Source organism: Nonomuraea sp. NPDC059194 (assembly GCF_042754765.1).
GTDB lineage: Bacteria > Actinomycetota > Actinomycetes > Streptosporangiales > Streptosporangiaceae > Nonomuraea.
Genome location: NZ_JBHZBH010000062.1, coordinates 24,823 through 35,896 on the forward strand (window position 1 = coordinate 24,823; position 11,074 = coordinate 35,896).

6 protein-coding genes are annotated in these 11,074 nt (G+C 73.8%); all 6 read left to right on the forward strand.

Going from position 1 to position 11,074, the window contains the following annotated elements; translation table 11 throughout:
- Position 1: 1 nt before the first annotated feature.
- The 6 genes from ACFXJ8_RS41175 (at position 2) to ACFXJ8_RS41200 (ending at position 10,824) form a co-directional block, all read left to right on the forward strand.
- On the forward strand, positions 2-730 hold the full coding sequence (locus tag ACFXJ8_RS41175; protein WP_379650564.1) for a cytochrome d ubiquinol oxidase subunit II: 729 nt from the start codon (positions 2-4) through the stop codon (positions 728-730).
- Between the two features lie 40 nt (positions 731-770).
- Entirely contained in the window at positions 771-2,573 is a 1,803-nt protein-coding gene (gene cydD / locus ACFXJ8_RS41180) for a thiol reductant ABC exporter subunit CydD (protein WP_379650566.1), read from the forward strand.
- Positions 2,570-4,411 carry a thiol reductant ABC exporter subunit CydC gene (cydC, locus tag ACFXJ8_RS41185; RefSeq protein WP_379650568.1) on the forward strand — a complete coding sequence of 614 codons (1,842 nt, stop codon included), beginning with the start codon at positions 2,570-2,572 and terminating at the stop codon, positions 4,409-4,411. The genes cydD and cydC overlap by 4 nt, the downstream gene beginning before the upstream one ends.
- Before the next feature lie 91 nt (positions 4,412-4,502).
- The gene (locus ACFXJ8_RS41190; RefSeq protein WP_379650570.1) at positions 4,503-7,673 is read left to right on the forward strand and encodes an FtsX-like permease family protein; all 3,171 of its coding nucleotides are present in this window, start codon (positions 4,503-4,505) and stop codon (positions 7,671-7,673) included.
- Positions 7,670-10,387, forward strand: coding sequence for an FtsX-like permease family protein (locus tag ACFXJ8_RS41195; protein WP_379650572.1), 2,718 nt, complete (start codon positions 7,670-7,672; stop codon positions 10,385-10,387). The genes ACFXJ8_RS41190 and ACFXJ8_RS41195 overlap by 4 nt, the downstream gene beginning before the upstream one ends.
- Before the next feature lie 59 nt (positions 10,388-10,446).
- The gene (locus ACFXJ8_RS41200) at positions 10,447-10,824 is read left to right on the forward strand and encodes a thioredoxin family protein (RefSeq protein ID WP_379650574.1); all 378 of its coding nucleotides are present in this window, start codon (positions 10,447-10,449) and stop codon (positions 10,822-10,824) included.
- The last annotated feature ends 250 nt before the right edge of the window (positions 10,825-11,074 follow it).

Consider the following 11,074-nt stretch of genomic DNA (forward strand, 5'->3'; position numbering starts at 1 on the left):
CATGGAAGTCGTCTGGCTCGTCGTCTTCGCCGTCCTGCTGGCGGGCTACTTCGCCCTGGAGGGCTTCGACCTGGGTGTCGGGCTGCTGCTGGCGGGACGCACCCAGGAGCGCAGGGATCGCATGGTCGCCGCCATGGCACCGTTCGTGCTGGCCAACGAGGTGTGGCTGGTGGCCGTCGCGGGCGTGCTGTTCGGCGCGTTCCCGCTGCTGGAAGGAGAAGTGATCTTCGCCCTTTACCCCCTGGTCGTGGCCATGCTGCTGGGCTGGGTCCTGCGCGACGCGGGCCTGTGGTTCCGCCGCAGGATCGACGGACCCGGATGGCGGCGCTTCTGGGACCTGATGATCTCGCTGGGCTCGCTCGTGCTGGCCTTCGGCTGGGGCATGGTCATCGGCTCCGTCGCGGGCCTGCCCTGGCTCGCGCAGGTCGGCCTCGGCGCCGTCACCACCGCGCTGTTCGCCTTCCACGGCAGGACCTTCCTGGCCTGGCGGGAGGCCAGGGGAACGGGCCGGGGACTGGCGCTGTCCGCGCTGGCCGCCGCCGCGCCCGTCATCGTCCTCCTGGTGGCCGCCGCGCCGCACCTGCTGGACAACGCGGCGCCCGCCGCGACGCTGAATGTGCTCAGTCTCATGGTCGTCCCGTTCGCGCCCATCATGGTGGGCGCGCAAGTATGGGTGTGGCGCACCTTCCGGCCAGTCAAGGGCGCCGACCGCATCCCGTCGTTCTTCTGATCCCTTAGAGGACCCGTTGCACAAGGACCTACTGCGGCTCATGCGAGCCGAGCGCGCGGTGCGCACCCACCTGACCGTCACCCTGGCCGCCGCCGTCCTCGCTGGTCTGCTCGTGCTTGTCCAGGCCGAACTCCTGGCAGGGGTGCTGTCCGGCAGGTTCGCCACCGTGGCGCTGCTGGGTCTGGCGGCGGTGCTGGGGCTGCGCGCCGTGCTGGGCTGGACGCAGGGCGTCTTCGCCACCCGGACCGCCACGGGAGTCAAGTCGGCGCTGCGCCACCGGCTGCTGGCCAGGCTCCAGGAGCTCGGCCCCGCCCGCCTGGCCGGCCATCGCTCGGGCGAGCTCGTCACACTCACCGGGCGCGGGCTCGACGCGCTCGACCCCTACCTGACCGGGTACCTGCCCGCGATGGCGGTGGCGGGCGTGGTGCCGGTCGCCGTCCTCATCAGGCTGTTCGCCGCCGACCTCACCAGCGCGATCATCGTGCTGATCACGTTGCCGCTCATCCCGATCTTCGGGGCGCTGGTCGGCATGCACACCAAGGCCGTCACCGAACGGCAGTGGCATGCGCTGTCCAGGCTCGGCGGGCACTTCCTTGACGTGGTGCGCGGCCTGCCCACCCTGCGCGCCTTCGGTCGGGCCCGCTACCAGGCCGGCGTCATCCAGCGGGTGGCCGACGCGCACCGGTCGGCGACCATGCGGACGCTGCGGGTCGCCTTCCTGTCCTCCCTCGTGCTCGAACTGTGCGCGTCGCTCTCGGTGGCCCTGGTCGCGGTGCCGATCGGGCTGCGCCTGCTCGGCGGGTCCCTCGATCTGACGACGGCGCTGCTGGTGCTGCTGCTGGCGCCCGAGGCGTACCTGCCGCTGCGGATGATGGGGACGCGCTTCCACGCCTCGATGGAGGGCGTCGCCGCGGCCGACGCCGCCTTCGCCGTACTGGACGACCCCGCCGCGCCCGCCGACCCGACCCCCGCCACTGAGTCAACCGGAGTGCCGACCCGGGCCGCTGAACCGGCCCCGGCCACCGGTGACCGGGCCGCTCCCCACCCGCGGGTCTCCGGCGAACCCCCCGAGATCCGCCTGGAGAACGTCACCGTCCGCTACCCCGGCCGCGACGACCCCGCGCTCCACGACGTCTCCCTGATCATCACCCCGGGCGAGCGCGTGGCGCTGGTCGGGGAGAGCGGCGGCGGCAAGAGCACGCTGCTCCACCTCCTGCTGGGCTTCGTCCACCCCACCGAGGGCCGCGTCCTGGTCGACGGCGCAGACCTGCGCGAGCTCGACCTGGCCGCGTGGCGCGACCGGCTGGCGTTCGTGCCCCAGCGCCCCCACCTGTTCGCCACCTCCGTCGCCGGCAACATCCGCCTGGGTGCCCCCTCGGCCTCCCTCGACCAGGTACGGCAGGCCGCCAGGGCCGCGCACGCCGACGAGTTCGTCAGCGCCATGCCCGGCGGCTACGACACGCAGGTCGGCGAGCGCGGCGCGAACCTGTCGGCGGGCCAGCGGCAACGGCTCGCCCTCGCCCGCGCGTTCTGCCGCCCTGATACCGCCGTGCTGCTCCTCGACGAGCCCACCGCCAGGCTCGACGGCCGCAGCGAGGCCGCGGTCGTCGCCGCCACCGCCGAGCTGAGCGAGCGGCGCACCGCCGTGATCGTCGCCCACCGGCCCGCGATGATCGACCTGGCCGACCGCGTGATCCGCATCCAGGAGGGCCGCATCGTCTCCGACACGGCGGCCACCTCCCGGGCACCCGACGGGAGCCATCCGGCCGGGGAACGCGCAAGCCGCCCATCCGGTGGCGAGAGCGGCGGGAAGACAGCGGCACAGGCGGGAGACAAGCGATGACCTCCACCCAGCAGACGAGCACCACAGGGCACCCGAGCATGGGACACCCGAACACCCCGGCCACCGGCGGGCGGATGGGCGTCCGCGTGGTGTGGGCCGTGCTGGCGGGCGCGGCGGCCGAGCTGGCGGGCGTCGGGCTGACCGCCTCGGCCGCCTGGCTCATCACCAGGGCCGCCGAGCAGCCGCCGCTGGCCGCGCTGAGCGTGGCGATCGTGGCGGTGCGGGCGTTCGCGACCAGCAAGGGCGTCTTCCGCTACGCCGAACGCCTCACCGGGCACGACGTCGCCCTGCGCGCCCAGGCCACCACCCGCGAACGCCTCTACGAGTCGCTCATCCCGCCCAAGCAGCCGAGACACGGCGGCGCCGATCTGCTCAGCAGGATGGTCGACGACACCGACGCCGTGCAGGACCTGCTCGTGCGCTGCCTGCTGCCCGCGACGGCCGCGCTCATCACCGGCGTCGCCGCCGTCACCGTCGCGCTGGCCGTCCAGCCCGCCGCCGCGCTGGTGCTGCTGGCCGGGCTGGTGGTCGCCGGTGTGCTGCTTCCCACGGCGACGGCCGCCGCCGCCCGCCGCTGGTCGGCGCGCATCGCCCCGGCCAGGGCCGCGCTCGCCGAACGGGTGGCCGACCTGGTGCACGGCTCGGCCGACCTGGCCGCCTACGGCGCGGGGGACAGGGCGCTGGCCGACGCCCTCGACGCCGACGCCGCCCTGTCCGCGCTCGAACGCCGCCAGGCCCGCGTCCACGCGGCGGCGCTGGCCGTCGGGGTGCTGGTGCAGGGGCTCACGGTGGTCGCGATCGTGCTGCTGGCGCAGAGCACGGGGGCGGGCAGCGTCGCGACGGCCGTACTGGCGCTGACGGCGCTGGTGTCCTTCGAGCCCGTGCTGCCGCTGGCCGCCGCAGGGGAGCGCTACGCGGGCATCGCCGCCGCGCTGCGCCGGTTGAAGGAGGTCGGCTCGGTCCCGCCGGCGGTGACCGAGCCCGCTCTGCCCGCCGCCGTGCCGGACGGGCCGCTCACGGTCGAGATCGACGACCTGGTGGTACGGCACGCCCGGCCCGGCTCCCCGACCGCCGAGCTGTCCGGGCCAGGCTCGGACAGCGTGGCGGGCAAGCCCTCCGAACCGGGCTCGGACAGCGCGGCAGGGAAGGGGCGCGGGCTCGCGGCGGTCGACGGGGTGAGCCTGACGCTGACGCCGGGCAAGCGGGTCGCGCTGGTCGGGCCGAGCGGCGCGGGCAAGAGCACGCTGCTGGCCGCGTTGATGCGCCTGGTCGAGCCCGAGTCGGGCACGATCAGGGTCAACGGGGCCGACCTCACCACCCTCGACTCCGACGACGTGCGGGTCCTGATGACCGGCCTCACGCAGGACCCGTACATCTTCCAGACCACCCTGCGCGACAACCTCCGCCTCGCCGGACCCGACTCCACGCCCGAGGAGCAGGAGCGGGCCGTACGCAGGGCCAGGCTGGACGGCTGGGTGAAGCGCACCGGCTGGGACACCGAGCTCGGCGAGGACGGCAGGACCGTGTCAGGCGGCCAGCTCCAGCGACTGGCGCTGGCCCGCGCCCTCCTCAACGACCCGCCCGTCCTGCTCCTGGACGAGCCCGCCGAGGCGCTCGACGAGGCGACCGCCGACGAGCTGATAACCGACCTGCTCGACGTCACGCACGGCCGTACGACGCTGCTGGTCACCCACCGGCTCAGGGGGCTGGAGCAGGTCGACGAGATCGTGGTGCTGGAGCACGGGAAGGTCGTCCAGCGCGGCCACCACGACGACCTGGTCCGCGAGCCCGGCTACTACCGGGATCTGTGGCAGTCGGAGGCCCTGGTCTCGGGATGATCTCAACTATGTGCTGAAATGTGGGCAAATCTTGCTTATGTGAGGATCGCCCCGAGAATCTTCTCCCGTACGGATCTGAGGGGGAAGCCGGATGCGGGGCCGGACGTCATGGGTGCTCAAGCGCGCGGCCGGCGAGCCCCTGCTCCCGCTGACGGCGTTCGCGGCGATCCTGCTGGCCACGACCACGCTGGTGGCGTTGTCGATCTACATCTCCTCGGTGGTCGACGTCGGCGTCCGATGGAGCGTGACACAGGCCGGCAGGGCCGACACCTCGGCCGAGGTCACCACGTGGATCAAGGCCGAGAGTTTCGCCCAGACCGACGCGGACGTGCACGCTCAGGCGGCGGAGTCCTTCCCCCGGTTCGACCCGCGCGTCGTCTTCGTCGTCAACTCCGGCCCCTACCAAGCCGAGGGCGGCGAACGGCTGCCGTTCGGCACCCGCTCCGACCTGGAGAGCGCCGCCAGGCTGGTCCAAGGTGAATGGGCGCGCCCCGGCGAGCCGCTGCAGGCGACGCTCCCGCAGGAGACCGCGCAGCGGCTGGGAGTCAGCGCGGGCCAGGAGCTCACGGTACGGCGCCGCGAAACCGACCCGCCGCTGAAGGTGCTCGTCACAGGCGTGTTCGCCACACCTGACACCCTCTACCCCCGGCTCGACGCCGCGCTCATGGTGCCCCGGCAGACGTTCCTGGAACGGTTCACCGACCAGGTGCTCGGCTACTGGTACGTGCTGCCCGACCTGAAGGGCGTGGCCACCGCTGACCTCGGCCCGCTCTCGGCCGCCGCCGCCGCGCTGCCCGACCGGCTCAAGGCCCGCCCCGGCTGCGCCGACTGCACGGTACGCCAGGAGCTGCCGGCCTACCTCGCCCAGCTCGACCGCGGCGCGCTGGTCGGCCAGTCGACGATGCTGGTGCCGGTGCTCCAGCTGCTGATCCTGGCCGGGTACTCGCTGATGCTCACCGCCAGGATGCTGGCCGAGCGCCGCCGCATGGAGGTGGCGCTGCTGCGCGCCCGAGGCGCGGGCATGGGCGGGCTGGTGTCGTTGAGCCTGACCGAGGCCCTGCTGATCGCGCTGCCGAGCGTGGCGATCGCCCCCTTCGTCGCGCCGCACGTGCTCAACGGCGTCAGCGGGCTGCTGTGGACGCAGGCGGCAGCCGTACGGGTGCCCGCGGCTCCCGAGCCCGTCACGTTCGCGATCGCCGGGGCGGCGGCGCTGGCGGGCGCGGCGCTGCTGGCGGGCTCGGCGGTGCGCAGCGCCCGCCGTACCTATGTCGAGGAGCAGTCCGCGCGCGGCCGCGGCGACCGCAGGGGGATGCTGGCCAGGGCGGGCGGCGACCTCGCCCTGCTCGTGGTGGCGGGCCTGGCCGTCTGGCAGCTGACCAGGTACGGCTCGCCCGTCACCGCCACCGCCGGAGGCGTGCTCGGCATCGACCCCATGCTCGTCACGGGGCCCGCGCTCGCCCTGCTCAGCGGCGGCATGCTCGGCATGCGCCTGGTGCCGTGGACGTCCAGGCTCGTGTCGGCGCTCACCTCCCGGCGCACGACGCTGGCCCCCGCGCTCGGCGCCTGGCAGGTCAGCCGCCGCCCGCTGCGCTACGTCGGCCCCGCCCTGCTGCTGACCATGGCCGTGGCCATCGGCGTGCTGTCGATCACGACCACGACCACGTGGGAGTCGTCGCAGCGCGACCAGGCCGCCCACAGGGTCGGCGCCGATCTGCGGATCGTCCCTGTCGAAGGCCAGGGGCAGGTGGGCGGGCTCGGCGCGGGCCGGGTGTACGCGGGCCTGCCTGGCGTGAGCGCCGTCAGCCCCGCCGTTCGCGACTCGGTGGCGATCGGGTCGGGCTCGGCCGAGTTGCTCGCCCTCGACGCCGACCGGCTCGAGTCCGTCATGAACCTGCGCGAGGACCTGTCGGCGACCTCGCTGGCCGACATGGCCAAGGGCCTCAAGGCGGGCAGGCCGGGGCTGGGCGCGGCGCCTATCCCCGGCACGCCGTCCGAGCTGACGGTGTCCGTGCGCACGCGGGCGCCCGCGCCGCTGGACGCCAAGCTCCTGATCACCGACGCCGACGGCGTGCGCCGGCAGCTGGATCTGGCAGACAGGGGAGCGGGTGGCGACCGGACGCTGGTCGCCGACCTGGCCCCGCTCGCGGGCGCGGACGGAAAGATCGCCTATCCGCTCGCCCTTCGCGGCTTCCTGTTCGGCCAGACGCCCGCGCCCGTCGCGATCGGCGCGTTGCGCGCGGGCGGGGCCGACGTCCGGCTGCCCGGCGGGCTGTCGTGGGCCGGGTTCGAGCAGGTCGGCCGGTTCCAGGGCAGCGGCGTCGGCGAGGGGGCGGCCAAGCCGGTCCGCACGGGGCAGGGCGACCTGTTCGGCATCGACGCCGTGCCCGAGCGCGGCAAGGCGGTCGTGCTGGCCGTACCGGCAGGCGTGCCGCCTGAGCGGCTGTTCGGCGGCACGGTCGGCGGCCGGGCCACGCTGCCGCAGCCGCTGCCCGTCGTCGTCACCGCCGAACTGGCCGCGCAGGAGAAGCTGTCGGCAGGGGCGAGGCTGTTCCTGCCGTTCGACGCCACCACCTCGGCGCTCGTCGTGGTCGCCGTCGTCGACAGCCTGCCAGGCCTGCCCGTCGGCGAGCCGGGCCTGCTCGCCGACCTGCCCACGCTCGCCGACCGGAACCTGCTCACCGTCAACGCGCCGCCCAGGATCACCGAATGGTGGGCGGCGGCCGACGACCCCGGCGCTGTCACGCGCGCGCTCGCCGCGCACCCCGGCTGGAGCTCCCGCGTGCTCGACCGGCAGAGCGTCTTCGCCGAGCTGCGCGACGATCCGCTCGCCGGAGGGCTGCAGGGGGCGCTGCTGGTCGGCTTCGTCGCCGCGGTGATCTTCGCGGGGCTCGGCTTCGCGGTCAACGCCGCCGTCGCCGCCCGCGAACGCTCGGCCGAACTCGGCCTGCTGCACGCGCTCGGCGTCAGCTTCCGCCAGGTGCTCGGGCTGCTCGCCGTCGAGCAGACGTTCCTGATCGGGCTCGGCCTGGCGGGCGGGACGCTGCTGGCCGGCGGCATGGCGGCCGTGGTGGTGCCGCACCTGGTGCTGTCGGGGCAGGTCACGGCGGTGACCCCGCCGGTACGGCTGGACATACCGTGGGCCCAGACGGCGATCCTGCTCGCGGTCATCGCGACGGGCCTGTTCGCGATCGTGGCCGCCCTCGCGGGCTCGCTGCGCCGCCGCGGCCTGGTGCGGGCCAGGCACACGGAGGAGGGCTCATGACCGTCATTGGGCTGGCGGCCCGCCTGACCCTGCTGCACAGGGGGATCGCCGCGCTGCTCGGCGTGCTGGTGCTCAGCATGACGCTGCTGGGCGGGGCGCTGCCCCGGGTGTTCGAGGACTCCTACGAGCGGTCGCTGCTGCAGGCCGTACGGGAGACCAGGCCCGAGCTGCTGGAGATCGGCGTGGACGCGCAGTCGGTCGCGATCGGCGCGCGGCCCGCCGACGCGACCGCGCTGGCCGCGCGCATGGACGCGCTGCGCAAGGCCATGCCACCCGCCCTCGCCGCGCTGGTCGGCGAGGTGAAGTACGGCGTGAGCACCAACCGCCTCAGGCTGGTCGGCCACGTCGGACACGAGCCGCGCGACAACAACTTCGTCGACCTCGCCTGGAACAGCGGCGCGGCCAAGCGCGTCCGCTACGTCAAGGGCGTCCCGCCCGGCGCCGTCACCACCGGACCCAACCCGCTCACCGAAGGCTCGACGCCCAACCCGCGCCAGGACGCCGCCCTGACCGTCCTGCTGGCCAGGCCCCAGCTGACGACCGTCGAGGTCGGCCTGCCCAAGGACGTCACCGAGCAGATGGGGCTCGACGTCGGCTCCACGATCGTCTCGGCGGGCGAGCTCCTCATCAAGGTCACCGGCCTGTACGAGCCGATCGACCCGGCAGACCCCTTCTGGTCGCTCTTCCCGTCGATGGCCCGCGTCTACATCCCCAATCCGGGGGCCAACTCGGCCTCGTTCGTCGTCACCGGCCTGGCCGACCAGCAGGTGGTCGCGGCGCTCAGCCAGGTCAGGGAGCGGATGAACTACCGCTGGGGGTTCTCCGCCGTGCCCTCGGCGTTCACCATCGAGCAGGCGCCCCAGCTCGGGGCCGCGCTCGACGCCTTCACCGCGGCCGCCCGCCGGATGTCGACGCCGGTCATGCCGTACAAGGTGAGCAGCGCGCTGCCCGAGGTGGCCGACGACTTCCTCGGCAAGCTGGGCACCACGCGGACCCTCATGGGGCTGCAACTGGCGGGGCTGTTCGCGGTCGCGTTCGGGGTGGTGGCGCTGGTGCTGGGCCTGCTGCTTGGCCGCGTCGCCGCCAGCCTGGTGGCCGCCAGGGCCAGGGCCGCCTCCACAGCCCAGTTCGCGGCCGTCGGCGCGGCGGTGATCCTCTTCGCCGTCCTACCTGGCGCGGCGCTCGGCTTCGCGCTCTCCCGGCTGGTGCCGGGCCTGGACACCACGATGTCGCTGCTGTCGGCGCCACTGCTGGCCCTGGCCACCTTCCTGTACGGCATGGGCCGCCTCCTGCTCGGCCACCGCAGCCCGCTCGTCGAGCGGCGCGACGACCTCGTCGTCAGGCCGTTCACGCCACGCAGGCTCGTCGTCGATCTCCTGGTCGTCTTCCTGGCCGCGGTGGCGGCCTACCTGGCGATCAGCCGCGGCGTGACGAGGGCGGGCGGCGACCCGCTCCTGGTGGCGGCGCCCACCGCCGTCGCGCTCGCCTGCGCGCTCGTCCTGTTGTGGGGCTACCCGTACCTGCTGCGCCTGCTGTCGCTGTGCGCGGCCAGGAGCAGACGCTCGGTGCTGTTCCTCGCGGTCGCCGCGGCGGCCAGATCCAGGAGCGCCGCCACGCTGCCCGCGCTGATCCTGGTGCCCGCGCTCACCATGTCGGTCTACAGCGCGCTCACCCTCGACTCCCTGGCAGAGGGGCAGCGTGCCGCCGCCTGGCAGCGAACCGGCGCCGACGCCAGGGTGTCGGTCGGCGAGGGCGCCATCTCGCCGGAGGCGATCGAGCGAGTGCGCGGCCTGCCGGGCGTGCGGGAGGTCATCCCCTTCGAGCTGCGCGCGGGGCGGCTGTCCGGCGGCACGCTCGGCTTCACCTACCTGCGCCTGGACACCGCCGCCTACGCCAGGCTGCTCGGCGCGGCCCCGCCCGCCGTCTCGGCCCCCGTCGCGGCGGCCAACAGGGCCGCGGCGAGCGCGAAGGGCCCCTCGGCTCCCGTCCTGGTGACCAGGGGCCTGGGTACGGCACGCGCCAGGCCGATCGTGCTGTCGGGCAACGACACCGCCCCCGTCGTGGTCGACCACGTGGGCTTCGTGGAGCGCTTTCCCGGCGTCGAGCTCACCGGCGAGCTGCTGGTCCTGCCCACCTCGGTGCTGCCGGAGGCGAAGGCGGCGCTGCGCCCCAACCAGCTGTTCGTCTTCGGCGAGGGCGTCAGCGCGGCCGACCTGGAGCGCACCCTCGGCGTCTGGGCCGTGGCGAGCACCCGCGAGGCCGACCTGGCCGCGATCGTCTCGACGCCGCTCACCAAGACGATCACGCTGGCCTTCCGGCTGTCGGCCCTCGCGCTGGCCCTCTACTCGCTGCTGGCCGTCTGGGTGACGATCGTCGCGGGCGCCGCCGAACGGCGGCGCGGCATCTCCTACCTGTCCACGATGGGCATGTCGGGCAGGCAGGCGCAGGCGATCACCCTCGGCGAGGTGGCGCCCCTGGTGATCACGGCGGGAACGGCCGGGATCCTGCTCGGCACCGCCTTCCCCGCGCTGTTCGGGGCGGGCGTGGACCTCAGCGACTACGCGGGCGGGCTGCCCGTCGGGCACGCCGTCACCTGGACGACCCCCCTCCTGCTGGGCGCGGGCGTCACCCTGGCCGCGCTGCTCGGGGCCGTCGCCCAGGTCGCCGTGTCGGGCAGGCGCCGGGCCGGTGTGGCGCTGCGGGCGGGGGAATGAGCGTGTAATGCTTGAGGTTCTAGAACAGGCAAGCATGACGACGATATGAGGAGCCACTTGTGGCGACCATCGAAGTAACCGAACAGAACTTCAACGACATCGCCGACAAGGGGATTGTCCTGCTCGACTTCTGGGCGGCGTGGTGCGGGCCGTGCCGTACCTTTGGGCCGATCTTCGAGCAGGCCTCTGAGAAGCACGCCGATGTGACGTTCGGGAAGATCGACACCGAGGCGCAGCCCGGCCTGTCGGAGGGGTTCGAGATCACCTCCATCCCCACGATCATGGCGATCCGTGACGGCATCGTCGTCTTCGCCCAGCCCGGCGCCCTTCCCGCGCCCGCGCTCGAAGACCTCATCGGGCAGGTCAAGGGGCTCGACATGGACGCCATCAGGGCCGAGCTGGCCCAGGAGATGGGCACCGCCCCCGAGCAGAACTGACCGCGGGTACAGCCGAGCCCCCACCCGCACCGCGGGCCGGGGGCTCTGTCACAAGCAAGGTCCCTCGCCTCCGGCTCGGGGCCGGCCTTCCCCGAGGGCTCCCGCCCAATGCCGGGAAGTTAAGAAACGGGCGATCCTGTCAAGGGGGTCGCGGGTATGACGAAGCTCCTGTAGGACAGGGGATCGACCAAGATCTCTATCCGCAGGAGCTTCGTTGTGGAGCAGTGTGTCATGCCCGTGGCCGATCGGG

Coding starts and splice junctions, on each gene's coding strand:
- ACFXJ8_RS41175 (WP_379650564.1), top strand. CDS start 2: ATGGAAGTCGTCTGGCTCGTCGTCTTCGCCGTCCTGCTGGCGGGCTAC.
- cydD (WP_379650566.1), top strand. CDS start 771: ATGCGAGCCGAGCGCGCGGTGCGCACCCACCTGACCGTCACCCTGGCC.
- cydC (WP_379650568.1), top strand. CDS start 2,570: ATGACCTCCACCCAGCAGACGAGCACCACAGGGCACCCGAGCATGGGA.
- ACFXJ8_RS41190 (WP_379650570.1), top strand. CDS start 4,503: ATGCGGGGCCGGACGTCATGGGTGCTCAAGCGCGCGGCCGGCGAGCCC.
- ACFXJ8_RS41195 (WP_379650572.1), top strand. CDS start 7,670: ATGACCGTCATTGGGCTGGCGGCCCGCCTGACCCTGCTGCACAGGGGG.